Annotated in this window: 22 protein-coding genes; 15 read left to right on the top strand and 7 right to left on the bottom strand. The window is 64.1% G+C overall.

Going from position 1 to position 23863, the window contains the following annotated elements; genetic code table 11:
* Window positions 1-112: 112 nt before the first annotated feature.
* Complete coding sequence (locus tag RBH20_RS14290; protein ID WP_306709724.1) at window positions 113-3811, top strand: glycoside hydrolase family 97 catalytic domain-containing protein; 3699 nt, start codon at window positions 113-115, stop codon at window positions 3809-3811.
* Here the strand turns inward: RBH20_RS14290 and hisA are convergent.
* Window positions 3808-4542 (bottom strand): 1-(5-phosphoribosyl)-5-[(5-phosphoribosylamino)methylideneamino]imidazole-4-carboxamide isomerase, encoded by a 735-nt coding sequence (hisA, locus tag RBH20_RS14285; RefSeq protein ID WP_306709722.1) that lies wholly within the window; start codon window positions 4540-4542, stop codon window positions 3808-3810. The two genes, RBH20_RS14290 and hisA, sit on opposite strands and share 4 nt — an antisense overlap.
* A 110-nt stretch (window positions 4543-4652) precedes the next feature.
* On the opposite strand from hisA, the gene RBH20_RS14280 reads away from it, so the two are divergent.
* From RBH20_RS14280 to RBH20_RS14250, 7 genes are all read left to right on the top strand, one after another.
* Window positions 4653-5525, top strand: a complete 873-nt coding sequence (locus RBH20_RS14280) for a hypothetical protein (RefSeq protein WP_306709719.1) — start codon at window positions 4653-4655, stop codon at window positions 5523-5525.
* Window positions 5526-5677: 152 nt separating this feature from the next.
* Window positions 5678-6835, top strand: coding sequence for an inorganic phosphate transporter (locus tag RBH20_RS14275; protein WP_306709718.1), 1158 nt, complete (start codon window positions 5678-5680; stop codon window positions 6833-6835).
* Window positions 6836-6889: 54 nt separating this feature from the next.
* Window positions 6890-8098: an inorganic phosphate transporter gene (locus RBH20_RS14270; protein ID WP_306709717.1), complete on the top strand. Its 1209-nt coding sequence runs from the start codon at window positions 6890-6892 to the stop codon at window positions 8096-8098.
* Between the two features lie 125 nt (window positions 8099-8223).
* Window positions 8224-8613: a ferredoxin Fer1 gene (gene fer1, locus RBH20_RS14265; RefSeq protein ID WP_306709715.1), complete on the top strand. Its 390-nt coding sequence runs from the start codon at window positions 8224-8226 to the stop codon at window positions 8611-8613.
* A 102-nt stretch (window positions 8614-8715) separates the two neighbouring features.
* On the top strand, window positions 8716-9741 hold the full coding sequence (locus RBH20_RS14260; protein ID WP_306709713.1) for an A24 family peptidase: 1026 nt from the start codon (window positions 8716-8718) through the stop codon (window positions 9739-9741).
* Window positions 9742-9788: 47 nt separating this feature from the next.
* A complete protein-coding gene (gene hisI, locus RBH20_RS14255; RefSeq protein ID WP_306709711.1) occupies window positions 9789-10151 on the top strand; it encodes a phosphoribosyl-AMP cyclohydrolase in 363 nt (120 codons plus the stop codon).
* The gene (locus tag RBH20_RS14250) at window positions 10151-11302 is read left to right on the top strand and encodes a hypothetical protein (protein ID WP_306709709.1); all 1152 of its coding nucleotides are present in this window, start codon (window positions 10151-10153) and stop codon (window positions 11300-11302) included. The genes hisI and RBH20_RS14250 overlap by 1 nt, the downstream gene beginning before the upstream one ends.
* On the opposite strand, the gene glmM is transcribed toward RBH20_RS14250, so the two are convergent.
* The gene (gene glmM, locus RBH20_RS14245) at window positions 11287-12666 is read right to left on the bottom strand and encodes a phosphoglucosamine mutase (RefSeq protein WP_306709707.1); all 1380 of its coding nucleotides are present in this window, start codon (window positions 12664-12666) and stop codon (window positions 11287-11289) included. The two genes, RBH20_RS14250 and glmM, sit on opposite strands and share 16 nt — an antisense overlap.
* 86 nt (window positions 12667-12752) lie before the next feature.
* Here glmM and pyrE point away from each other — a divergent pair, with 86 nt between their 5' ends.
* Window positions 12753-13304, top strand: a complete 552-nt coding sequence (gene pyrE, locus RBH20_RS14240; protein ID WP_306709705.1) for an orotate phosphoribosyltransferase — start codon at window positions 12753-12755, stop codon at window positions 13302-13304.
* Between the two features lie 85 nt (window positions 13305-13389).
* Window positions 13390-13638, top strand: a complete 249-nt coding sequence (locus RBH20_RS14235) for a glutathione S-transferase N-terminal domain-containing protein (RefSeq protein ID WP_306709703.1) — start codon at window positions 13390-13392, stop codon at window positions 13636-13638.
* Window positions 13639-13696: 58 nt separating this feature from the next.
* Here RBH20_RS14235 and RBH20_RS14230 read toward each other — a convergent pair whose 3' ends face one another.
* Window positions 13697-14665: a transcriptional regulator gene (locus RBH20_RS14230; protein WP_306709700.1), complete on the bottom strand. Its 969-nt coding sequence runs from the start codon at window positions 14663-14665 to the stop codon at window positions 13697-13699.
* Window positions 14666-14794: 129 nt separating this feature from the next.
* On the opposite strand from RBH20_RS14230, the gene RBH20_RS14225 reads away from it, so the two are divergent.
* From RBH20_RS14225 to RBH20_RS14215, 3 genes are all read left to right on the top strand, one after another.
* Window positions 14795-16060, top strand: a complete 1266-nt coding sequence (locus RBH20_RS14225) for a tRNA(Ile)(2)-agmatinylcytidine synthase (protein ID WP_306709698.1) — start codon at window positions 14795-14797, stop codon at window positions 16058-16060.
* 257 nt (window positions 16061-16317) lie between these two features.
* Window positions 16318-16524 (top strand): hypothetical protein, encoded by a 207-nt coding sequence (locus tag RBH20_RS14220; RefSeq protein ID WP_306709696.1) that lies wholly within the window; start codon window positions 16318-16320, stop codon window positions 16522-16524.
* Window positions 16525-16580: 56 nt separating this feature from the next.
* Window positions 16581-16784: a hypothetical protein gene (locus RBH20_RS14215; RefSeq protein ID WP_306709694.1), complete on the top strand. Its 204-nt coding sequence runs from the start codon at window positions 16581-16583 to the stop codon at window positions 16782-16784.
* Here RBH20_RS14215 and RBH20_RS14210 read toward each other — a convergent pair.
* Together RBH20_RS14210 and RBH20_RS14205 are read right to left on the bottom strand one after the other, a co-directional pair.
* Window positions 16781-17845 (bottom strand): pyridoxal-phosphate dependent enzyme, encoded by a 1065-nt coding sequence (locus RBH20_RS14210; protein ID WP_306709692.1) that lies wholly within the window; start codon window positions 17843-17845, stop codon window positions 16781-16783. The two genes, RBH20_RS14215 and RBH20_RS14210, sit on opposite strands and share 4 nt — an antisense overlap.
* A gap of 195 nt (window positions 17846-18040) precedes the next feature.
* The gene (locus RBH20_RS14205) at window positions 18041-18997 is read right to left on the bottom strand and encodes a succinylglutamate desuccinylase/aspartoacylase family protein (protein ID WP_306709690.1); all 957 of its coding nucleotides are present in this window, start codon (window positions 18995-18997) and stop codon (window positions 18041-18043) included.
* A gap of 135 nt (window positions 18998-19132) precedes the next feature.
* Here RBH20_RS14205 and RBH20_RS14200 point away from each other — a divergent pair, with 135 nt between their 5' ends.
* A complete protein-coding gene (locus RBH20_RS14200) occupies window positions 19133-19357 on the top strand; it encodes a hypothetical protein (protein WP_306710469.1) in 225 nt (74 codons plus the stop codon).
* On the opposite strand, the gene RBH20_RS14195 is transcribed toward RBH20_RS14200, so the two are convergent.
* Complete coding sequence (locus RBH20_RS14195) at window positions 19354-20577, bottom strand: potassium channel family protein (protein WP_306709688.1); 1224 nt, start codon at window positions 20575-20577, stop codon at window positions 19354-19356. The two genes, RBH20_RS14200 and RBH20_RS14195, sit on opposite strands and share 4 nt — an antisense overlap.
* 234 nt (window positions 20578-20811) lie before the next feature.
* Between RBH20_RS14195 and citZ the strand changes: the two genes are divergently transcribed.
* Window positions 20812-21957 (top strand): citrate synthase, encoded by a 1146-nt coding sequence (citZ, locus tag RBH20_RS14190; protein WP_306709686.1) that lies wholly within the window; start codon window positions 20812-20814, stop codon window positions 21955-21957.
* Between the two features lie 193 nt (window positions 21958-22150).
* Here the strand turns inward: citZ and RBH20_RS14185 are convergent, their stop codons facing one another.
* A complete protein-coding gene (locus RBH20_RS14185) occupies window positions 22151-23785 on the bottom strand; it encodes a TrkA family potassium uptake protein (RefSeq protein ID WP_306709682.1) in 1635 nt (544 codons plus the stop codon).
* Window positions 23786-23863 lie beyond the last annotated feature (78 nt).

Below are 23863 nucleotides of genomic sequence, written 5' to 3'. Positions count from 1 at the left end.
CCTCTCTATTTCGACTGTAACGCGATAGCGCGGTGGCATTCGACGACTCACTGATCAACTGGTACGTAATCTAGGTGAACTTTTATTATTGACCCACGGCAGAACCAACTCGATGTTTGAAGAAAGATCACAGCCCAAATCGAACCCGAGCCGCAGACAGTTCCTCGGTGGGGTCGGTTCGCTCCTCGCCGCATCGGCCTTCTCGGTCTCCGTCTCCGACGACGCTGCTGCACAGGTGACAGCGGGCGACGATTCGGCCACACAGACTGTCTCATCACCCGACGGGGCAGTAACACTCACCGTAGATGTCAGCGACGGTGTGGCAACATACGAAATTCTACACGAGGGGATGGCGCTCATCGGGAAATCCGAACTGGGCTTTGAGTTCCAGAATCAGGACGCGTTCCGTTCGGGACTTGTCGTGACTGGGAGCGAACGGACCGAGGTTGATTCGTCATGGACGCCAGTGTGGGACCGGTACGACGAAATCGAGGAGCAGTACACGGAGCTACGTCTGGGAGTTGCGGAGTCGTCCGGGCCGGAGCGGTTCGGGACGATCGTCTTCCGGGTGTTCGACGACGGTGTCGGCTTCCGGTTCATCTTTGGAGAGCCCTTTGGCGACCAGTTTGTCATCACGTCAGAGCGGACCGAGTACAACTTCGCCGGGGACTACACCTCCTGGTGGATCCCCAACGACTACAACAACTTCGAGGTGGAGTACGCCGAGACGCCGCTGAGCGAGGTCGCTGGCGAACTGGACGGCACTGGCTTCGACGGCGTCCACACGCCGATGACGATGCAGACCGACGACGACCACTATGTGGCCGTTCACGAGGCAGACCTGACAGATTACGCCTCGCTCGCACTCACGCCGTCGGACGGCGGCGATACAGTATTCGAGTCAACGCTCGCACCGCTACCTGACGGTACCAAGGTGTCAGCCTCGGCCCCGCACGTTACCCCGTGGCGAACGGTACAGGTCGGGACCAGCGCCGGCGACCTCATCGAGTCGAACCTCGTCGTCAATCTCAACGAGGACTACGACGAGGCGGTGTTCACGCAGGGTGTCGACTGGATTGAGCCGCAAAAGTTCATTGGCGTCTGGTGGCTGATGATTACCGGCCGAGCACAGTGGGAGTATCAGGGTCCACAGACCGGCAACCACGGCGCACAGACCGGGCGCGCCACGCAGTACATGGACTTCGCCAGCGAGCACGACATCCCCGGCGTCCTCGTCGAGGGCTGGAACGAGGGCTGGTCGAGCTATCCGGGCGATGGCAGCAGTTTCGATTTCTCCACACCGTATCCGGACTTCGATCTGGCGGCAGTGACCGACTACGGCGCGAGCCTCGACCCGCCGACCCAGATGACGATGCACAACGAGACGGCCGGTGACTTCCGGAACTACGAATCACAGCTCGACGAGGCATTTTCGTTGTACGACGAGCTGGGCATCCGAACGATCAAGAGCGGCTACGTCTCCGACAGCGGCGACCTTGCGGGCGAGAGTTACAGCCACCACAACCAGATACTGGTCAACCACCACACGCTGGTCGCCGAGACGGCGGCGGCCAACCGACAGATGCTCGATATACACGAGCCGATTCATCCGACCGGCCGCCGGCGAACCTACCCGAACCTGATGACCCGCGAGGGCGTCAAGGGCCAGGAGTACGACGCCTTTGGCGACGTGAGCCCCGAACACCACGTCACGTTCCCCTTCACACGGATGCTGGGCGGGCCGGTGGAGTACACGCCGGGCATCTTCGACATGGATTCCGGTTCTGGCGGCATCGAGACCACCCGTGCCAAGCAACTGGCGATGTATCCGACGTACTTCAGCGGCCTCCAGATGGCCGCCGACCTGCCCAGTTCCTACCTGGCCGACCAGCCGTCGATGACCGCTGTCGGCGAGGTCGCCCAGGCCGAATGGGGGGACCTCGACGGGTTCTCGACGGCCGCCCGCTGGGCCAACGCCCAGGGCGAGCAGTACGTCGCCATCGATCCCAACAGCGCCGCGCCCGGCGCGACCGTCTCATGGACCGTCGAGGACGCCAGCGAGGACGAGTACGACATCCACTTCCGGTACGCCAGCGATGCCGAGGAGAACGCCGTCGGTCCGGATACTGACCGCACCGCAACGGTGCTGGTCGACGGCAGCGAGGCCGGCCAGCTAACGTTCCCACCCACCGAGTACTGGGACATCTGGGAGAGCGTCTCGACGACCGTCTCGCTGTCCGGCGACGAGGACGAAATCGCGCTCTCGCTGACCGCCGAGGACACCGGTGGTTTCAATCTCGACTCGGTGGCCGTCACCGAGTCCGGCGAATCGACGCCCGAACCCGAGACCGCTCCCATCCGCGGTGAGACCGTCGACGCGTTCCAGTTCATCGAGGACGTGCCGGCCGCCGGCTGGGACGACACGCGCGTCATCGACGCCGAGATCGGCGACTACATGCTCACTGCACGGCAGAAAGACGACGAGTGGTACCTCGGCGCCATGACCGACGAAGGTGGCCGTGCTATCGACGTGCCTCTGTCGTTTCTCTCGCCCGCGTCAGACAGCAACGGGCGGGGGCCGGGGAACGACAACGGCGAGAAGAACGGCACGGGCAACGGGAACGGATCCAACGGCCCGAAGTACGTCGCCGAAATCTATGCCGACGGCATCGACGCGGCCTACGACGAGAACCTGACCGACGTTCGCGTCGACGAGACCATCGTCACACCGGGCACGACCCTGCTCGCGTCGATGGTCGGCAGCGGCGGGACGGCTGTCCGCTTCCGGCGCGCAACAGGTCAGGAGATCAACGACCTGCCCGAGTACGAGCGGCCCGAACAGGATATCGATGTCCATATCAGCGACGAAGTGTTCATTCAGGAGCCGTTCATCCGAGCCACCGGGCGCAACGACGGGGCGTTCATTGGCGGGACCACGGTGACGCTCCGCGTCGACGGCGAGGCCGTCGGGACAGAGAACGTCCGCTTCCCGCCCAACGCCAGCGACGCCACCTACGACTTCGGCTACAGCATCGACACGGCCGGCGACTACGACGTGGCGGTCACGCTCCCCGACGGCACGACGCTCGCAAGCGGGACAGTGACGGTCAAACCGCCGGCGACGGTGGCCGAACTCGCCGACCCGTCCGGCGACGACACCGGTCCCGGCGGGTACACGTATCCGACCAGCGGTGACTTCGAGGACGGCGCGTTCGACTTGGAGTCGCTGACTATCGAGCAGACGCCGAGCCTCCACCGCTTTACTTTCGAGGTGGCAACCCTCTACAACGCCTTCGGTAGTAGCCGCGGCTTCTCGCCGCAGTGGTTCGTCCTCTGGCTGCGCGACCCGACCGCCGACAGCGGGTCGACGAGCAGTCTTGCGGACCTCGGCGCGAACGTCAACTTCGAGTCGCCGTGGCAGTACCGCCTGGAGATCAGCGGCTTCTCCAAGAGCGCGACCGACGCCAGCGGTGCCACACTGACCGATGCTGACGGAAACGCGGTCTCACTCGCCGAGGCCGTCGATGTCGACGCGGGAACAGTCACACTCTCCCTCGATAGAGAAGCCGTTGGCGGCGCAGACGCGGCGGACCTGGAAGTCGTTGCGATGGTGCAGTCCGAGGACCGCGGGTCGCTGCGCCCCGTCGCCGAAAAAGCCGAGGGCTACGTCTTCGGCGGTGCCAAGCCGGATGCAGTTGAGAATGCCCCGCGTATCATGGACCTGACGACGCCGGAGGGCGTCAGCCAGTCCGACGCGCTGGCTTACAGTGCCGACTCGCGGGCGACGCTGCCGTTCGTCTCGCTCGATTAGTCCTCGGCGAGCGCGTCAATCGCCGCGTCGAGCGTGAACTGCCCCTCGTAGAGGGCGCTCCCGACGACGACGGCGGCGGCCCCGGCTGACCGAAGCGCAAGTATGTCATCGATGGTCGCGACGCCGCCGCTGGCGATGACGGGGATATCGACGCTGTCGACCAGCCGGCGGACCGGCTCGGTCCGAACCCCGTCGAGCTGTCCCTCCACGTCCACGTCGGTAAACAGGATGCCGCCGGCCCCCAGGTCGGCGTACCGCTCGGCGGCCTCAGCGGGGTCCAGCCCAGTGCCCTCGGTCCAGCCCGACACCACGACCTCACCGTCCTTCGCGTCGAGACTCACGAGGACACTGCCGGGGTGTTCGTCGCTGATTTCGCCGACGATTTCCGGCGTCTCGACGGCTGCTGTGCCGAGGATGACGCGGTCCAGCCCGCGGTCAAGCAGCGAGATGGCGTCCTCGGCGGTCCGGATGCCGCCGCCGAGCTGCACGTCCACGTCAGACCCCACCGCGTCGAGGACGGCGTCGATGGCCGCCGCGTTCTGTCGCTCGCCCTCGAACGCGCCGTCGAGGTCGACGAGATGGAGTGTCCGCGCACCGGCGTCGACCCATCGCTGTGCGGCCTCGACCGGGTCACCGTAGGTTTTCTCGGTGCCGCGTTCGCCGCCGACCAACTGGACCACCTGTCCGTCCTGCATATCGACCGCGGGAACGACCTCGAACTCGGGATACATGGCCGTTGCTCCGGTGGCAGCCGTCGAAAGCGTGTCGGTCCGATACGTACAGCCGGCTGCCTGACCCAGTGTACCCCCATGCTTTTACGCTGTGATAGGAAAGGTCAGCTATGGTTATGGCAACAGCTGTCCTCACACCGCTCGCCCGTCGGCTCGAAGCAATCATGTTCGGGCGGTACGAGCGCGAATACCAACTCTTCGAACAGGCCGTGCTGGTCGTCGCTGTCGGGCTGGCGCTGGCCTGGGGACTGGCCGCGTTCGGTGTTTTGCCGCTTGGTGCCGGCACGGAGTCACTGCTTGCGACCGCTGCGAGCATCGCTATTTCGGCGTTCGTCGTTGTCGGCTTGCTACAGTTCCTCGTCCTCGCGAACGTTCTCGAGCGGACGAACGAGGATGTCGCCACCAAGGCCGCTGAGCTCGAAGAGGCAGCCGAGCAACTAGAGACGACCGCCGAAGAGCTGGAAACGACCGCTGACGAGGTCGAAACCGCCGCTGAAACGGTTGACGAGGCTGCAGAGGACGTCGAGCAGACAGCGGACGAAGTCGAGCAGACGGCCGACGAGGTGGAACAGACCGCGGGCGAGGTCGAAGAAACCGTCGACGAAGTCGAACAGACAGCCGAGGAGGTCGAGCAGACGGCCGACGAAGTCGAACAGACTGCGACCGAGACCGGCGATGAGGACGCTGCCGAGAAGGTGACCGAAGTCAAGGACAAGACGACCGAAGTCAAGGACAAGACAACGGAAGTGAAAGACAAGACGACTGAGGTCAAGGACAAGGCGACGGACGCGAAAGACAGGACGACCGAAGTGAAAGACAAGACGACTGAGGTCAAGGACAAGACCAGCGACGCGAAACAGACCGCTGAATCAGTCACTGACGAGGTCGAAGCGGCCAAAGAGACGGCGAGTGAGGTCGAGGAGACAGCGTCGGAAGTCGAGGAGACGGTGCCGGCTGACAACGGCGATGACGACCGCGACTGAGTGGCTGTGACGCCCGGCTATCCATTGGATAGCGAGGATTGTCTACGGGATGTCTGCGGTCTGAGATGACGAGACATCGCGACGCGAACCGTTTGACCCCGAGAGCGGTCACGAACGGTATTGTTTAGACCCGTCGGAGTTTGCTGTTGGACATGGTTTCGATTCTCTTCGCTGTTGGGCTTCTGGTTGCCATTTTCGTCGGTTTCAACATCGGTGGGTCCTCGACCGGTGTCGCCTTTGGTCCGGCAGTGGGGTCGGACACCATCGGGAAGGTCACGGCTGCCGCCCTGATGTCCTGCTTCGCGGTGCTGGGCGGCGCGACCGTTGGGACCGAGGTCATCGACACGATGGGTGGGCAGATTGTCCCGAGCAGCCAGTTCACGCTGCTTGCCAGCGTGACGGTCCTCTTCTTTGTGGGGCTGGCGCTGCTGGTTTCGAACCTCTTCGGTGTGCCCGCCTCGACGTCAATGACCGCCGTGGGCGCTATCGCCGGCCTCGGCGTCGCGAGCGGCACCATCGACTGGGACGTGATGGGGCGCATCGTCTCTTGGTGGCTGGTCGCCCCCATCATCGCGTTCTGGCTATCGGCGGTCGTCGGTCGCTACCTCTACCCGCATCTGGCGGCCCGCATTGTCTTCGAGACTGACGGGCCGGAGACGACCCGACGCGAGCGTATCGGGCAGTTCCTCGTTGTCGCCATTGGCTGCTATATGGCCTTTTCGGCGGGGGCGTCGAACACCGCAAACGCCGTCGCACCGCTGGTGGGTAACGGCTCGCTGGGACTGTACCCCGGCGTGCTTCTGGCCGGCGGTGCCATCGCCGTGGGCGCGTTCACCATCGCCCGGCGGACCCTCGATACGGTCGGCAACGACCTCACCGAACTGCCGATTCTCGCAGCGCTCATCGTCGAGACGGTAAGCGCGACAATCATAAGCCTGCTGTCGGCTGCGGGCATCCCCGCGAGTCTCGCGGTGTCAGCGACGATGTGCGTCGTCGGCCTGGGATGGGGCCGGGCGACCCGGACGACGACGTTGACCGACGCTGCCGGCGCGGCGGTCAAGGGCACGCCAGCCGCTAGCGGCGACGGCGGCGTCTCGGTCAACGCGCTCGCGGCCGACCACGACGAGGACAGCCCGTCGGCCGGCGGGGAGTCCGAGGTCCCAGGAATCGGCGAAGAGGCTCCCGAATCGGCGACCACCGCCGCCGACCTGTTCAACCCCGCAGCGACGGGCCGAGTTGTGATGCTGTGGATACTGACCCCAAGCATCTCGGCGGTCGCCTCCTATCTGGTCTTCCAGTACGTCCTCTAGTCGCCGCCGGACGCCAGACCGTGCCCTTTACTCCCCGCCACGTCTGTCCTACGTATGGTTGAGGTTCTCTTCGCGCTCGGCATCATCGTCGCTATCTTCGTCGGCTTCAATATCGGGGGGTCGTCCACGGGTGTCGCGTTCGGGCCTGCGGTCGGGTCCAACACGCTTTCGAAACTCTCGGCAGCGGCCCTGATGACGATATTTGCGATGGCCGGTGGGCTCATCGTCGGCCCGGCCGTCGTCCAGAGCCTGGGCAGTGACCTCGTCGCCACGCAGTTCTCGCCGCTGATCAGCATTGTTGTCCTGTTTTTCATCGGTGTCGCGCTGTTCCTTTCGAACGTGGTCGGGGTTCCGGCGTCGACGTCGATGACGGCCGTTGGCGCTATCGCCGGCCTGGGACTTGCCCGCGGGACGTTGAACGCCGCTCTGATGCTCGAAATCGTCTCATGGTGGCTCGTCTCGCCGATTATCGCCTTCTGGGTCAGCGGCGTTATCGGACGGTACTTCTACCCGACACTCGTCGAGTGGTTCGCCGTCTCACAGAGCGAAGGGTCGCTACTGGATTTCGATCGCTCTGGTGCGATTCCGCGGCCGGCGCTCGGCGAGAACACGACGCCACGTGAGTTCGTCGGGACCGTCGTCGTCATCGGTATCGGCTGTTACATGGGTTTCTCGGCGGGGGCGTCAAACGTCGCCAACGCCGTTGCGCCCCTCGTGGGCAACGGCTCACTGGAGTTGTACCCGGCTATTCTGCTCGGCGGCGGCGCTATCGGCCTCGGTGCGTTCACCATCGCCCGCCGGACGATGGACACGGTCGGCAACGACCTGACCGACCTCCCGCTGGTCGCTGCCATCGTCGTCGCGGCAGTCGCCTCAACCATCGTCACCTTCCTCTCTGCACTGGGTATCCCAGCGAGTTTCGTCATCATCGCCACGATGAGCATCGTCGGGCTCGGCTGGGGCCGTGCGACGCGAACGACGAGCCTTTCGGACACTGTGCAGGGCGAGTCTCCCGCCGCTTCCGTTGGTGCGCTGACCACTGACGCGGAGGCCGCGGACGCCCCGACTGTTGGCGGGAAAAAGGGGACGCCGAAGCAGGCAGAGACTGAGCCCATCGGTGAGGAGTCGCAGGAGGACATCCCGTCAGCGTCGGATCTGTTCGAACCCGGAACGACTGCCAGAGTGATCTTCCTCCAGAATGTCGTCCCCTCGATTGCGACGCTCGCGGCGTATCTGGTGTTCAGGTTTCTGCCGATCGCCTGAGCTAGAATCGGCCCCGAACAGCTGTCCTCGATTCACGACGAATCCCCGCGTTGTCCCTCATTATTTTGCACGATCTAAAACCGAAGGGCAAAGTCTAACAGGGCGGGGTTCGAACCAATCAGGTGATGCCCACGGTAGAGTACCTTAACTACGAAGTAGTGGATGATAACGGCTGGGACATGTACGACGACGACGTCTTCGCAGAGGCGTCAGATATGGACCTCGACGGTGAGGACTACGGGTCCCTCGACGTGAACGAAGGCGAGTACATCCTTGAGGCCGCTGAGGCACAGGGCTACGACTGGCCCTTCTCGTGTCGTGCCGGTGCCTGTGCGAACTGTGCTGCTATCGTCCTCGAAGGCGACATCGACATGGACATGCAGCAGATCCTCAGCGACGAGGAAGTCGAAGACAAGAACGTTCGCCTGACCTGTATCGGCAGTCCGGACGCCGACGAGGTCAAGATCGTCTACAACGCCAAGCATCTCGACTACCTGCAGAACCGCGTCATCTAACGCGGCTCCTGCAGCGCACTACACTTTCTTCTTCCAGCAGCAACTGCCACCGACAGCCGTCGTACCGGAACCATTAGGGGGGCCGCTGTACTGCCTATAGCCGTGCTCGGGTCGATACCGGACCTGCTTCGGCTGGTCGCCGTCCCGGTGTTCGGGTGGGCGGCCTACCGCGACGTGAAAACTCGCCGGGTGCCCAACCGGACCTGGACCCCGCTTGCCGTGCTGGCGGTCGTACTCCTGCTGTGGGACGCCTACACCGTCTGGACCGGCCCGACAGCAGTCGGCCAGCGGCTGTTTCTTATCAGGGTCGCGATCAGTCTCGGCTTCGTTATTCCGCTGTCGTACGGCTTCTGGCTCATCGGCGGCTTCGGCGGTGCTGACGCGAAGGCGTTCATGCTCATTGCCGTTCTCTTTCCCGTCTATCCGGTGTACTACCTGCCCATACCGAGCGTCGCCCTCCCGCTTCAGCAGACCGCTATCGGCGTCTTCTCGCTGACGATACTCTCAAACACCGTGCTTGCCGGTGTTGTCTACCCGCTGGCTGTCGCTGCCGGGAACCTCGCCCGGGGGCGATTTTCGCTGGCGATGTTCATCGGCCGGCCCGTCAATGCCGCCAACGTCACCGAGGAGTACGGTCGACTGCTCGAATCGCCCGATGGGTTCGACCGTGGTGGCCTCGATCTCGACGCCCTCCGGATGTACCTCCAGTGGCGCGGTTGCTCGCTCGCTGATATCCGTGCCGACCCCGAGCAGCATCGGCGTCCGGCCTCCCTCCCAGCGGTCCCGAACGACCCCGGCGACGGCTCTCTGGTGACCGATGACGGCGACCCGGCGTCCGGCGATGTGGCCGAACCGTCAGCCCACGTCGCCGGGGCCGATGGGGCGGCCCATCCCGACCAAACCGACGACCCGTGGGGTGCCGAGCGGTTCCTTGACGATATCGACCACTCGGCCTACGGTACATCGCCGGCCCAACTCCGCGACGGGCTGGATGTACTTGTCGAACAGGACGAGGTGTGGATATCGCCGGGGATTCCGTTCCTCGTCCCGATGTTCGCCGGACTGGTCGTCTCGCTCACCTATGGCGACGTGCTGTTCTCGCTGTTGCAGGCGGTCGGGCTGGCCTGACCCCTGACAGCAGAAGACCTATTTTGCGGACACACCTCGGCCCGAGTATGACCGACGTCGACCTCGCATTCGACGAGCAGGAGTACATCCCGGCGGTCGCGCAGGACGCCGACTCCGGTGAGGTGCTTATGCTCGCCTACGTCACCAAGGAAGCGCTCCGGAAGACCCGCGAGACGGGGGAGGCCCACTACTACTCGCGGAGCCGGGACGAACTCTGGCACAAGGGCGGGACGAGCGGCCACACGCAGGCCGTCGAAGAAGTGCGGGTCGACTGCGACGGGGACGCGCTGCTGTACATCGTTGACCAGACTGGCGGGGCCTGCCACACCGGCTACGAGTCCTGTTTCCACCGAACTGTCGATGGCGAGACGGTCGGTGAGCAAGTGTTCGACCCAGACGACGTGTACTAATGGCACGATCCGATACTGAGATCGAAAACGGCGCGGGACCCCCCGACGCCGTGGCGGAACTCGAACAGGCCGCTGATGCGTACGCCCGAGCACAGGCGCGCGTCGAGAAAATCGGTGCCGACGCACTCCGTGACTGCCGTGAGATCTACCGCGAACTGTGGAACCTGCTCGAAAGCTACGACGGTCGGGCGACCGGCGGTGGTGACTTCGAGGCGTTCATGGAGTTTCAGGGTCAGGTCGGAACGCTGACCGACGACCTCCCAGAGGACCTGCCCGAACGGGAGACCTTCGAAGAAATCGACGATTTCCTTCAGCAGCGGCGGCTCACCGAGAGCGACTTCGAGCAGGCTCGCGAGATGCTCTCCCCTATCGGCGACCTCGTCGGGCGACTCGACGAACTCGACGACACACGCGAGCAGTACAGGAAAGCCCGAACGGACGCTGGCCGTCGACGCGACGAACTGAGCGACCGCATCGATGACCTCGAACGCCTCCAGCGGCTCGGCGCCGCCGATCTCGATGCCCCGGTCGAGCACCTTCGTGAGCCAATCGAGCGCTACAACGACGCCGTCACCGAGGCGTTCACCGAATTTCGCCGCAACACGCCCGCCAGAGACGTGCTGGCGGTTATCGAGCGAGCGGACGCGTATCCGCTAGTCGAGTTCCGGTCCCCACCTGCGGAACTGCTGACGTACGTTCGTGAGCACGACGCCGGGACCGAGCCGATTCCGAAACTACTGGAGTACGCTGACTACTCCGCCTCAAAACTGGACCACTACGTCGACGACACCGCAGCGCTCCGCAGCACCGTCGCCACCCGGCAGACGTATCTCCGGCGGCTTGACGCCGAGCCGGTGCGGATCGACTGGCCGCCGCCATCGGCGACCGCTCTGCCATGGCTCTGCCAAGCGTACCGCTCGGTTGTTGCCCGCTTCGTCGATGAGTCGGTTGTCGCCGCACTCCGGGCGGTGCGTGGACTCGCGGAGCGAGACGACTACGAGCGGCTCCGGGAGAGCGCTCTCGCTCGCTCGGAACTCACAGAAGCCGAACGCGAGCGGCTGGCAAGCGGTGCTGTCGAACAGGAACTGTCGGCCGCCCACAAGGCCAGAGCGGCTATCGATGACGCGCTGGACACCTATTCGCCGCTGTAAGTATTCGTTTGCTGGGTCGCTCGGCTAACCATCGTTTCGGCGAGTTCCTCGGCGCGGTCAAGTGTGCGCGCTTCGGCGTAGACCCGGACAACGGGCTCCGTCCCGGACGGTCGGGCAAGTACCCAGCCGTCGCCGTAGTCGAGGCGGTAGCCGTCTGTCGTGTCGAGGTCGGCTGTCGCCTCGTTTGCATGGGCCTCGATGCCTTCGAGCATCGACTCGCGCTCTTCTTCGGTTTCGTATTCGAGGTTCCGCCGGACGTTGTAGTAGTCGTCGTAGTCCGCGGCAACCTCGCTTGCGGGCCGGTCAGCGACGAGTTCGAGGAACTTCGCGGCGGTGAACGCGCCGTCTCTGGCGATACGGTAGTCGGGGAAGAGGATGCCGCCGTTGCCTTCGCCGGCAATCGCGACGTGGGTCCCCTCGTTTTGGAGTTTGCGGATGCGACTGACGATATACGTCGAGCCGATAGGAGTCAGTGAGAGAGTCGCACCAGCGTCCTCGACGACGTCGACAAGTCGCTGGGAGGCATTGACCGCCGAGACGACGCCGTCGCCGGACTCGATTTTCGCCGCCGCAAGCGCGGCCAGCGCGGCGTCGCCTTCGATGTGTGTACCGGTCTCGTCGACGAACATCCCGCGGTCGGCGTCGCCGTCGTGGGCGAATCCGAGGTCGGCGTCGGTCGCGCGGACGAACGCCCGCAGGTCTTCGAGGTTCTCGGCGACGGGTTCGGGGTCACGGCCGGGGAAGTGGCCGTCGGGCTGGGTGTTGACGGTGTGGACTTCACAGCCGAGTTCGCGGAACAGGTCGGGGCTTGTAAGAGAGCCAGCTCCGTGGCCGGAGTCGACGACGATAGTGAGGTCGGCGTCGGCGATGCGGTCGCGGTCGACGGCAGCAAGCACCTGCTCGCGGTATCGGCGGCGGGCGCTCTCGATGGCGGTGTCTGACCCGACTGTCTCCCAGTCTGCGTAGTTTGGAGTGTCGTCCCGGAGCGACTGCTCGACGTGGTCGAGCGTGCTCCGTGTCAGTTCAACCCCGTCGGCGCCGATGAGCTTCACGCCGTTGTACGCGGCCGGATTGTGGCTCGCGGTAATCATCACGCCCGGGACGGCCTCACGCTCGCAGTAGGCCTGCAGTCCCGGTGTCGGCACGACGCCGAGGCGGTCGACATCGAACCCGACGGCCGTCAGCCCGCTTGTCGCGGCGTTGATAAACGTCCGCCCGGTCGTCCGCGTGTCCCGGGCGATCGCCACGCGGTCGTGGTCGTCACGCCAGACGTCCCCGGCGGCCTGTGCAACCCGAAGGACGTACCGCGGTGTCAGCTCATCGCCCGCGACACCTCGGACGCCGCTCGACCCGAACACTTGCATTCGAGCGAGTGTCTGAGGCGGAAGGGCTTAGGAATGTCGCTGTCTGAATCCAACAGTCATTAGCCCCGTGACCGTTCAGTGAGCGTATGGCAAACGACGAACTCATCGCGGCGCTACGAGACGCTGAAGCCGTCAAATTCGGGGAGTTCGAGCTCTCCCACGGCGGCACGTCGAACTACTACGTCGACAAGTATGTCTTCGAGACAAACCCGGACTGTCTGGACCTCATCGCCGGGGCATTCGCCGAGCGCATCGCCGACTGGGACACGGACGCCACCCTGGCCGGCGTCGCCCTCGGTGCGGTCCCGCTGGTCGCGGTCACTAGCGTCGAAACTGGGATTCCTTACGTCATCGCCCGCAAGCAGGCCAAGGAGTACGGCACGGGCAACCGAATCGAGGGCGACCTGACCGACGGCGAGGAGGTCATCATCCTCGAAGACATCGCCACGACCGGCCAGAGCGCGGTCGACGCCGCCGAGGCACTCCGCGAGGCTGGCGCTGTCGTCAACCGAGTGCTCGTCGTCGTCGACCGGGAGGAAGGGGCCAGCGAGAACCTCGCCGACCACGACCTCGAACTGTCCTCGCTCGTAACCGCGTCGGACCTGCTCGCCGACGCACCCGACGACATCGACGCGTAGCGCAGGTGGAACTGCTGCCGACGGTGCGCGGCTGGGACACACCACCGATGTGTTCTTGACGCTGGCTCGCCTATTTGCGTGTGCAATGGCCAATCTCGAACTCTACGAACTCGAAGGCTGTCCGTACTGTGCGAAGGTAATCAAGAAGCTCGACGAACTCGGACTCGACTACGAGTCCCACATGGTCCCGCGGTCCCACGGCGACCGGACCGAAGTCAAGGAGGTTTCGGGCCAGACCGGTGTTCCGGTACTCATCGACGAGGACAACGGCGTCGACGGAATGCCCGAATCCGACGATATCGTCGAATATCTCGAAGAGACGTACGGACAGTAAACCCGGCGCTTACGCTGTTTCTCGTTTTCATTTGGCAACGAAGACTGATAGCGCCCGCTCAGGCCACTTCTTCGCGGTCCTCGCCGCGCTCCATAATCAGGTCGCGCAGATCGATGGCGTCCTCGATGTTCTCCATCTCCTCTTTCTCGATGAGCGCGGTCCCTTCGACAGACTCCCGCCGGAGTTCGTCGACGACGTACACCGACCGGGTCCGGGTCACTTCACCGACCGACGACATGATTCGCGCTCGCTTTTCGGCGGTTTCGGTGAACGCCGAGTGACCGGCAAGGACCTGCCCATGCTCGTCGTCGCTCTCGTTGACGCTCTTGAACGGCGCGCGGTCCGTCGGGTGGACCTCGAACCCGATGCGGGTGAACACTGTCACAATCGGCTCGTCCTCCGGCGCGACATCAGGATCGTCCGGTGTCGGCTCGTCGTCACGAACTTCCTCGGCGCCTTCGAGGACGCTCACCGGCGAGGTCAGCGGCGCGTCGAACAGGTCTTCGAGTTCGGCGGCCACTTCGACGGAGGCGTCCATCCCGTCCTCGTATTTCGAGACTGTCCGCCGGGAGACGCCCAGCTCTTTCGCCAGACGGCCAAGCGACCAGTCGCGGTTCTCGCGCACGTCGGCGAGGATTTCGGAGTCGATGTTGACGTAGAGTCCGCCCGGCGCGGCGTAGATGAGTGGCGGGACCTCTTCGACGAACAGGTCCATCGCGGTGTCGGGTGACAGCACGGGGACGCCGTGCCGGAAGTAGACGACACCAGGTTTCAGTTCCTCGTCGCGCGTTCGGAGGCCAATCACGATCGGGGTAGCATTCAGATACGTGCCCAGTCGCCGCATCTCGCCTCCGGTCTGTGCGTCGAAGGCGTCGATGTTGCCCAGTATCTTCAGGAGCAACACGTCCTCACCGCGACGGGCAGCGATGTCGAAACTCTTCGGCCGAATCGCACAGCGGTCGCTGACGAGGAAGCCAGCGTCTTCGAGCATCGCCATGACGTTTTCCACCAGCGCCGACCGTGACATAGTACTCTGTACCTCTACTGAGTCTAGCCCGCTCACCCATTATATGTATTGCGCCGTCCGTTGACCTCTCAAGCCGAATCGAGGGCCCGTGACGAAAGGCGTTTGACCGCTTCGGGGCTACACCGTAGCGTGACCGTCGTCGGCCTCGATGATACGGACTCGCGCGAACGGGGAATGTGTACGACCTACGCTGCCGCGACCCTCGCCGAGTCGATCCGGAACGCTGGGGGGACTGTCGAGCGACTGCTCCTCGTCCGTCTGAACCCCGCCGTCGAACACAAGACTCGCGGGAACGCGGCGTTAGCGGTGCATACGGACCTCGACCCCGACAGAGCGCTTGGACTGGCCGAGGATGTGCTCGACATGGCTGAGACCGACGACCCACGGACCAACCCCGGCGCTATCGTCGCCGACTGCGACCCCGACGCTGTCCCACCGCAGGTCGCAACGTTCGCCCGTGAAACAATCCGGTCCATACAGGACCCGATGGCCGCGACGACGCTAGCTGACGTGGTGGGGTTCGCTCGCTGCCAGCGGGGCAACGGCCGCGGACTCGTCGGCGCGCTCGCGGCGGTCGGAGCCTGGGCCGCGCTGTCGGACTGGACCTACGAACACATCGCCTACCGGGAGCAAGACCGGTGGGGCACTGAGCGGGCGGTCGACGGCGAGAGCGTCCGCGCCGCGGCCGAGGAGTACTACCCGGACGTGTGGGACACTGTCGACCGAGAGTCGGGCTATCCGGTTTGTGTGCCGCGGACACCGTGTCCGATTCTCTACGGGATTCGCGGCGACGACTCAACCGCCTGCCGCGCCGTCGCGGATGCAATCGACAGCGAACCCATCGCCCGCCGAGCGATGTTCGTGACGAACCAGGGGACCGACGTACATCTACAGGATGCGACAGTCGACGCGGTCACGGCCGACAGCGCCTACCGCGTCACCGGCCATGTGGTCGAGGCCCCCGAAACGCGGGCGGGGGGACACGTGTTTTTCACCCTCGAAGGCGACGGCGCGACCCTCGACTGTGCGGCCTTCGAGCCGACAAAGGGCTTTCGCGACCGGGTTCGTTCGCTCAAAGCCGGCGACCGACTCACCGCCTGTGGTGAAGTGAGCGACGGGACGCTCAAACTGGAGAAGTTCGCGGTCCGGGACCTCGTTCGGACGGAATCCGTTACACCGGACTGCCCGGACTGTGGCCGGTCAATGAAATCCGCCGGCCGGAACCAGGGCTATCGGTGTCGGGACTGCGGGACCAGCGCTGATGGCAAGACTGAGGAGTCCATCGAGCGGGGACTGGAACGCGGGTGGTACGAAGTCCCGCCGGTCGCGCGCCGCCATATCGCGAAGCCGCTGGTCCGTGGCGGGTTCGATGCGCCAACCCACCCGTCTCGCTGAGACGGAGTTATCTCGGGTTACCGGTCCATCTGCACCTCGGGGCCGATACTATCCCGAAGTAGGCGCCACCAATTCGCACGCGACGTGATCTCGTCGTGTACACTTCTCGCCCAGCGATCGATTGCGGCTCCAGTTGTGTCTGCTATCTGGTTCGAACTGGCTACCGGTCAGTAAGCACCACGAATATTCCGGTAATACGGGGATATATCCCGATTTAGACTACGGATAACAATATTGCTATACTGTTATCTGCGGCCATGTGCCCTGAGCGGTCAGATGCCCGGCAGCAAAATACGACGGACGGCGAGGCCACCGAGAAACTATTGACTGTCGAACACGAGCCGGCTGCGGGTGGCGGCCAGCGTTCAATCTTGTATCCGCCCGGCAGTACGGGCTCCGAACTGGAAGGGAACTGGCTGGCTGTTTCGTCGGACCTTCTCGTCTCTCTCGACGACGTTCAGTAGCCCTTACACCCGATAACCGACAGGTAACAATAATAACACCTGTCGTGAATCGGAACATGGACTCCGATACCCGGTCGACGAGCGAGGTGACGGCAGCGGCTGACGCTGACGAGGAAACGCTGCCTGCCGTGGTACGCTCCCGTCCCGACGGCAGCGAGCGACTCATCTGCTACGCGCCAGATGTCGACACGACAAATGTAGAGGATCAGTGGCTCTCCGTTGATGCCGACTTTCCAGTATCGACGCTGTTGATGCGCTAGTCGTTTCGCCCGGTCAACGCGACAACCACGTCGTCACCGTCCTGGAGTTCTCCCCGCTCTCTGAACTCGGGTAGCGCCGCTGTCGCCGTCGCACACGTCGGCTCGACGTGAAACCCCGCTGCACCGAGCCGATCTCGTTCCCGCTCCGTTGCCGCCGCGGAGACGGCGACGGCGGCACCCTCGGTCTCGTTGATAGCGTGCCGTATTTGCCGGCCGCGTGGCGGGTCTCGGATGTGGATCCCGTCGGCGAGGTCATTGGCGGCAGCGTCATCGGGTGTATTCCCCTCTTCGTCAGCGATGGGACTGTACCCGACCGCTTGCGTTCCCAGTATACGCGGGATAGCGTCCGTCCATCCAGCTTGCTCCAGCGCCTGAAATCCGCGGTAGAGGCCGAGAAACAACGTCCCATGACCGAGCGGCGTGACGACGGCGTCCGGAACGCTCCAGTCCCGCTGGGCGGCGATTTCGTAGGCGGCTGTCGCTGTCCCGGCGAAGAAGGCAGGATTCCAGGCGTGGCTGGCATACCAGCCCGCCCCGTTCTCTACAGCGTCGATACAGGCTTCGGTTACGGACTCTCTACTCCCCTCAACTGGAACCACGTCCGCACCAGTCCGCTCGATGCGGCGAACCTTTGCGTCCTTCGCGCTCGTGGGGACGTATATCTCCGCGTCCAGCCCTGCCCGCGCCGCGTAGGACGCAACCGCCAGCCCGGCGTTGCCCGAGGAGTCTTCGAGCACGCGGTCGGTTCCGACGTCGAGCGCTTCGGCGATGACCGTCGCGGCGCCGCGGTCCTTGAAACTCCCCGTCGGGTGGAGATACTCTAGTTTGAACGTGGCGTCCCACTCGGGCGCGTCGACCAGCGGCGTCCAGCCCTCGCCGAGGCTGACTCGCTCATCCATCGGGAGGAACTCGGCGAAGTCCCAGACGCCGCTGGTCCGTGAGAACTGGCCCGGTCGGCTATCGGGCAGCGGCTGCGTGGCATAGTCGAGCGGTGCCCCGCAGGAACACCGCCAGGGTTCTGCACGCGGATACTCCCGGTCGCAGGCACTACAGGTGCGCATAGATGCACTGGAGCACCCATCGTTCAAAAACCGGCGGCATCTCCGGCCACAGTAGTCGGTGTCTGTGGCCGCGGCGGAGCGAACAGAGCGGCGGCCGGGCGGCCGTTCCGTCGGCCGCCACGGGGAAAGGCAGGTCTGTGAGCGGGCATACGCAGCGCTTTGTGCCACGCGAACCCCCGGATAAAAACGCGAGTCCTAGTAGGTATCGATGTTCGTCCCGACCGAGCAGACGTACTCGCCGGTCGCGACCTGCGGGAGCCGGCGGGCACGCCAGAACACGCCACTGGAGTCGGCGGTGATTTCGGCCTTCGGATCGCCGAACACATCGGTCACTTCGAACAGCGTCTCGCCGCGGGCGACGCGGTCCCCGAGGTCGGGTTTGAGGTCGATGAGGCCGCCGACGGGAGAGCCGTACTGTTCGAACCCGGAAGCGCGGGTCTGCGGGCGCGTATCGTGGTGGCCATCGAGGAAGCCGTAGTAGTGCAATACGTTGAAGATGCCGTCGACGCCGCGCTGGATGGAGTTTTCGTCCCACCCGACACAGCCGCCGAGTTCGGGGTCGATTGTTGGCACGCCCTCGTCAGGGGCAGCGCGAGCCAGCTGTCCATCGGGACCTTTCTGGTCGAGGATGTAGCCACAGCCAAACACTTTCGCGAGTTCGAGACACTCCTCGTGGAGGCGATGCCGGGTGCCACACCGGACCCGCACCTCGTCGATCATCTGCGAGGTCGACCCCTGATGCAGGTCGAGCACGTAATCAGCGCTGATGGCGGCGTTGAACGTCGCCGCGGCGATGCGCTCGCTCGATGTCCCTGTTTTATCGCCCGGATACGCCCGATTCATCTTCGTGTCGTCGACCGGGTTGCGGTGCTCGGCGACTTGGAACGCGTGGTAGTTGACGACGCCACAGACCAGAATCGTCCCCGATAGCTCCATCGGGTCGAGCTGTGGGAGCGTCCGCTGGATGACGCCGACACCGTTCAGCTCGTCACCGTCGCTGGCCGCCTGTATGTAGAGCGTCCGTCCGTCGTCGACACCGTTGACGACGGCGACCGGTAGCCCGAACGTCGACCCGTCACGGGTCTCACCGACCTCCAGCCGCCCCGTGTCTTTCTCACCGGGAGCGGCGGTCGCCGTACCGAAAGTAACCATTGTTCCCACGTTTGCCTTGGGAGCCTTTACTGGTTCGGATTTCGCCAACAGTTGCGCCGGACCGACGGCATCTTGGGGCCGCCGACCCTATCGGCAGCTGTGTCCCAGTCCGAGCCACAGAGCGGCAAAGCGGCGATGGTCGCGGCGCTGAACGTGCCACGCAACGCGAAAATCGGCTTTGTGCTCGCTGGCCTGTTCACGGCGGGGCTCTTCGCCCTGTTCGTCCTGCCAGGGGCCCAGCGGCCGATTGGATTCTACGTGGCGCTGGCGTTCGTTCTCGTGACGTCGCTTGGTGGGCTGCTGACAGCGCTGTTCACGGCCGTATCGGCCGTGCGACTCGCCAGACAAGTAGAGAGCTAGGCGTCCTTTGCTAGGTCCGTAAGCCGGTCGCCGCCGGTTCGAGTCCCCTTTGCGATGAGTACGTCGCCCGTCTGAATCTGCGTTTCCGGGCCCGGTGAGACGACCCAGTCGCCTCCCTCGCGGCCGGTCCGCTCGCTCTCCCCGGCGCCGCGCCGTATCGCGATGATCCGCATGCCCGTCGCCGTCTTAACTTCCGCGTCGCCGATGGTCGTCCCCGCAAGGTCGCTATCGGGGTACACCGTCGTTCGGACGATGATCTCGTCGGATTCCTGAACAGCTTCAGCGACGACCGGATGCGTCGACAGCCCTCGCAGGACACCCTCGCTCATTTCCAGCGCGGCGTCGGAGACGACCTCCGTCGACCGGGCCAGATGGACGAGGCCCCGCAGGGAGACTGGGTCGTCGATGTCGGCGGCGGCCCGGAGCGTCCAGGCCTCGAACCGTGACTGCAGCGCATCGACCTCGGCTTCGAGTTCGACGACTTCCTCGGCGACCTCCGTGCTGTCGAACAGAACCGCGCCGTAGGCCAGGTCGACGGCCAGTTCGCCCATGTCTTTCATCAACACGATGGAGTCAACGGCCCGCTCGAGGTCTCGAACGCCTCCTTCCGGTGGCTCCGGCGGTTCGTACACCTCGCCCATCGCGTCCTGATACACTTCGGAGATACCGTCCTCCGGCCCCCGGAACAGCACCACGTCGCCCGTTTCAAGGCGCGTCTCCCGGTCGGGGTTGAGCAACCAGTTCCCCTGCCGTCGGATCGCCAGCGCCCGGACACCCGTCTCGGTTTCGAGATTCAAGCTCCCCAACGTCTCATCGGCTAGCGGAGAGCCTGAACCGATCGTCGCCCGCACGAGCGTCTCGACGGCCTCGGGCAGGGCCGCCCGCATTGTATCCGGCAGGCCAATATCTTCTAGCACTATTTTGGCGATGTCGCCGGCGGCGTCACTGATCTTCTCAGCGGCCCCAACCATCCCCAGAACCGGGGCGAGCGATTCCGCGTCCGCCGTCGACCGGCAGGCCATCAGGAGACTCATGCGCGCGCGCAACTGGAGCACGTCCATTTTCTCCTCTAATTCCAGCACCTCCGCAGCCACGTCGTCGCTACCCAGCAGAACAGCCGAATACGAGAGGTCAATGAGCAACTCGGCAGTGTCTTTCATCTCGGCCAGCACCTGCTTGACGCTGACCGGTTCGTACTCGACCGTCCCTGTCGGGTCCATAGCCGCCGGTTCGATGGCCCCGAGCAAAAACGTTCCTCACTGTGTGGCGAGATAGCGCGCCCCGATATGTGTCGTGACTGGCCGTTTGCACACAAGTGTGGGTGATATGCTGGGACACCAGCCCGGATTTGACGGGAAGCTGCTGGACAGTCGTCCAATAACTGTTCTCTGACATTGTGCCACACACGCTCAGAAAGAAAATGTTTTTCCCGGAAGGTAGGGAACTGATTGCGTATGTCCGACGACCTCAAGAAGGGACTCGAGGGTGTCATCGTCGCCGAGTCCGAACTCAGCGTTATCGACGGCGACGCTGGCAAACTCGTGTATCGGGGGTACACCATCGAGGACCTCGCAAAGGGTGCCAGCTACGAAGAGGTGCTGTACCTGCTCTGGCACGGCCACCTGCCGAACCGGGACGAGCTCTCCGAGTTCAAGCAGGCAATGGTGGACGCACGCGGCGTGGACGACAATGTCATCTCGACCGTGCGACAGCTCGCCGAAGCGGACGAGAACCCGATGGCAGCGCTCCGGACTGCGGTGTCGATGCTCTCGGCGTTCGACCCTGCGCCCGAGGACGCCGAACCGACCGACGAGACGGTCAATCTTGAAACTGGACGGCGGATCACGGCTAAAATCCCGACAATCATCGCGGCGTTCACGCGCATCCGCGACGGCAAGGAACCCGTCGAACCCCGCGACGACCTCGACCACGCGGCGAATTTCCTCTACATGCTCAATGGTGAGGAGCCGGACGACGTGCTCGCCGACGTGTTCGACCAGGCGCTTGTGCTCCACGCAGACCATGGCCTCAACGCCTCGACGTTCTCGGCTATCACGACGGCGTCGACGCTGTCGGACGTTCACAGCGCGGTCACCTCTGCTATCGGGACGCTGAAGGGACCGCTGCACGGCGGGGCCAATCAGGACGTTATGGAGATGCTAAAGGAGGTCGACGACGCCGAATCCGACCCGCTCGACTGGGTCAAGAACGCCCTCGACGAGGGCCGCCGCGTCTCCGGCTTCGGCCACCGCGTCTACAACGTCAAGGACCCGCGCGCGAAGATTCTCGGCGAGCGCTCGAAGGAACTCGGCGAGGCCGCCGGGACGCTCAAGTGGTATGAGATGTCGACCACCATCGAGGACTACCTCATGGAAGAGAAGGGACTGGCCCCGAACGTCGACTTCTACTCGGCGTCGACCTACTACCAGATGGGTATCCCCATCGACATTTACACCCCCATCTTCGCGATGTCCCGGGTCGGTGGCTGGGTCGCCCATGTCTTCGAGTACATCGAGGACAACCGCCTGATCCGACCCCGCGCCCGCTACGTCGGCAAGAACACCGACGAGACGGAGTTCGTGCCGCTGGACGAGCGGTAGGACGCCCCCGCTGTCAGTCGTCACTAACCTGTTACTACCGCGTGGCCGCTTGCGAAGGCGAAGAAGGGAAGCGAGACTAGTATACCGCGGCCTTGGTCGCGGTTTCACGCGAATCGCGAGGCGATTCGCGCTTTTTTCGCCCACGTTTTTCGAGGAGTGGTCGCCGAAGGCGACCCGACGCTGAAAAAGGTGGTTAGCCAAACACCGACTTGAACCGCGTCACGCCGTCGTCGGTGCCGGCGATGACGAGCTTATCGCTCGGTTCGATAGTCACGTCAGGACCGAGGTCGGTGATGACGGCGCCGTTGCGCTCGATGGCGACGACTGTACAGCCTGTCCGTGAGCGGACATCGGCCTCGCCGATCGTCGTATTTCCGAGGCCGTTAGCGGCGACGCGGATGACCTCGACTTGCTGGTCCATCGAGATAACGTCCTCGTCTTCGAGAATTGTGGAGGCAAGCATCCGGCCGCTGACCGTTGACAGCGCAAGGACGTAGTCAGCGCCCGCCCGGTACATTTTCTGGACGTTCTCGCTTTCCTCGGCACGGGCGATGATTTCGACGTCCGGGTTGAGGTCACGGATGACAAGTGTCGCGAACTCGGTATCGGTGTCCTCCGACAGGGCGAGAATAACCGTTCTGGCTGTGCCAACGCCAGCGTGTCGTAGCTCTTCGGGATCTGTCGCGTCGCCGACGACATCGACGCCCTGTGCGTCGGTCTGATCAAGCACCGTATGCGGCACCCCGGCGTTCGTAAGCGCTGACGTGATCGTCTGGCCGACCTCGCCGGCACCGATGATTACCGTCTCTCCGCGGCGGAAGCCACGCACGCTGGAGAGGGTCAGCTGTTTGAGCTGCTCCAGTTGGGACTCAGTCCCCGACACCAGTAGGACTGTACTACCGTCAAGCTCGGCGTCGGGGTCGGGCGGACTCACGAACTGGCCACGGAACCACGCGCCGATGACATTGACGCCGGTCTCCTCGCGGATGCCGCTGTCGGCCAGCGTCGTTCCGACGAGATCGCTCCCGCGGTGGATTGGCAGTTCGGCGATGTCGAAGTCCTCGCCGATCTCTATCGAGTCCCCGAGCGTCGTCGAGACGCCGGTCGTCACCTTGCTCGCGAGGCTCTCGCCGAGCAGTCCGCGCGGCGATAGGACGGCGTCGGCGCCGGCGAGGTCGTGGTACTTCGCGCGGTCGGGCTCCTTGACAACGCTGACGGTCTGGACGGACTCGTCGACCTCGCGGGCAGTGAGGATGATACTGGTGTTGACTTGGTCGGACGCGTCAGCGACCAGTGCGCGGGCGGATGACAGATGGGCTCGTTCGAGTCCATCGACGGACTGTGGGTCGGCGTGGATGACATAGTACCCGTCTTCATAGAGGTCGTTAGCCCGGTCCCGGTCTGGTTCGACGATGACGTAGTCAACGTCCCAGGTGTCGAGTTCGGTGACGAGCGTTTCACCGCGGGGGGAGAACTGACAGATAACGACATGATCGCTGAGGCCGTTCTCGACGGTGTTCGGAGCTTTCGTCGCCATCGCCTCTTCGAACAGCGGAAACAGCAACACCGGAAGTGCGAGGAAAATGAGCACGACGCCGGTGATATCCATCACGATGACGAGCAGCCGCATCTCCGTGGTGCTCCATGGTGCGTCCGAGCCGTACCCGGTCGTGGTGAACGTTTCGACCACGACGCGAAGCGACCGCAGGAACGGTTGCGGATCGTTTTCAAACGCCACCATTCCGTAGTCGTATGCAAACGCATACCCCAGAATGATGCCGCCAAGCGCGACGATATACAATAGCGTCCGTCGCAGCCAGGTATCCATCTACTACGTTCTGGGATACCGAGTGTAAAACAGTTCTGTCCGGCTAGCCGACGGTCGCGTCCTGTGACGAGCAGTAGC

Origin of the sequence: Haloarcula sp. H-GB4, from assembly GCF_030848575.1 — an archaeon.
Taxonomy (GTDB): Archaea; Halobacteriota; Halobacteria; order Halobacteriales; family Haloarculaceae; genus Haloarcula.
This window is presented reverse-complemented; position numbering and strand designations above follow the sequence as displayed.

What these genes read in the sequence shown, in the direction of transcription:
- RBH20_RS14215 (WP_306709694.1), top strand. Translation starts at nt 16,581, where the DNA reads ATGGACTCCGATACCCGGTCGACGAGCGAGGTGACGGCAGCGGCTGAC.
- hisA (WP_306709722.1), bottom strand. Translation starts at nt 4,542, where the DNA reads ATGTATCCCGAGTTCGAGGTCGTTCCCGCGGTCGATATGCAGGACGGA.
- pyrE (WP_306709705.1), top strand. Translation starts at nt 12,753, where the DNA reads ATGGCAAACGACGAACTCATCGCGGCGCTACGAGACGCTGAAGCCGTC.
- glmM (WP_306709707.1), bottom strand. Translation starts at nt 12,666, where the DNA reads ATGCAAGTGTTCGGGTCGAGCGGCGTCCGAGGTGTCGCGGGCGATGAG.
- RBH20_RS14270 (WP_306709717.1), top strand. Translation starts at nt 6,890, where the DNA reads ATGGTTGAGGTTCTCTTCGCGCTCGGCATCATCGTCGCTATCTTCGTC.
- citZ (WP_306709686.1), top strand. Translation starts at nt 20,812, where the DNA reads ATGTCCGACGACCTCAAGAAGGGACTCGAGGGTGTCATCGTCGCCGAG.
- RBH20_RS14200 (WP_306710469.1), top strand. Translation starts at nt 19,133, where the DNA reads ATGGTCGCGGCGCTGAACGTGCCACGCAACGCGAAAATCGGCTTTGTG.
- RBH20_RS14275 (WP_306709718.1), top strand. Translation starts at nt 5,678, where the DNA reads ATGGTTTCGATTCTCTTCGCTGTTGGGCTTCTGGTTGCCATTTTCGTC.
- RBH20_RS14230 (WP_306709700.1), bottom strand. Translation starts at nt 14,665, where the DNA reads ATGTCACGGTCGGCGCTGGTGGAAAACGTCATGGCGATGCTCGAAGAC.
- RBH20_RS14290 (WP_306709724.1), top strand. Translation starts at nt 113, where the DNA reads ATGTTTGAAGAAAGATCACAGCCCAAATCGAACCCGAGCCGCAGACAG.
- RBH20_RS14210 (WP_306709692.1), bottom strand. Translation starts at nt 17,845, where the DNA reads ATGCGCACCTGTAGTGCCTGCGACCGGGAGTATCCGCGTGCAGAACCC.
- RBH20_RS14195 (WP_306709688.1), bottom strand. Translation starts at nt 20,577, where the DNA reads ATGGACCCGACAGGGACGGTCGAGTACGAACCGGTCAGCGTCAAGCAG.
- fer1 (WP_306709715.1), top strand. Translation starts at nt 8,224, where the DNA reads ATGCCCACGGTAGAGTACCTTAACTACGAAGTAGTGGATGATAACGGC.
- RBH20_RS14250 (WP_306709709.1), top strand. Translation starts at nt 10,151, where the DNA reads ATGGCACGATCCGATACTGAGATCGAAAACGGCGCGGGACCCCCCGAC.
- RBH20_RS14220 (WP_306709696.1), top strand. Translation starts at nt 16,318, where the DNA reads ATGTGCCCTGAGCGGTCAGATGCCCGGCAGCAAAATACGACGGACGGC.
- RBH20_RS14205 (WP_306709690.1), bottom strand. Translation starts at nt 18,997, where the DNA reads ATGGTTACTTTCGGTACGGCGACCGCCGCTCCCGGTGAGAAAGACACG.
- hisI (WP_306709711.1), top strand. Translation starts at nt 9,789, where the DNA reads ATGACCGACGTCGACCTCGCATTCGACGAGCAGGAGTACATCCCGGCG.
- RBH20_RS14185 (WP_306709682.1), bottom strand. Translation starts at nt 23,785, where the DNA reads ATGGATACCTGGCTGCGACGGACGCTATTGTATATCGTCGCGCTTGGC.
- RBH20_RS14280 (WP_306709719.1), top strand. Translation starts at nt 4,653, where the DNA reads ATGGTTATGGCAACAGCTGTCCTCACACCGCTCGCCCGTCGGCTCGAA.
- RBH20_RS14235 (WP_306709703.1), top strand. Translation starts at nt 13,390, where the DNA reads ATGGCCAATCTCGAACTCTACGAACTCGAAGGCTGTCCGTACTGTGCG.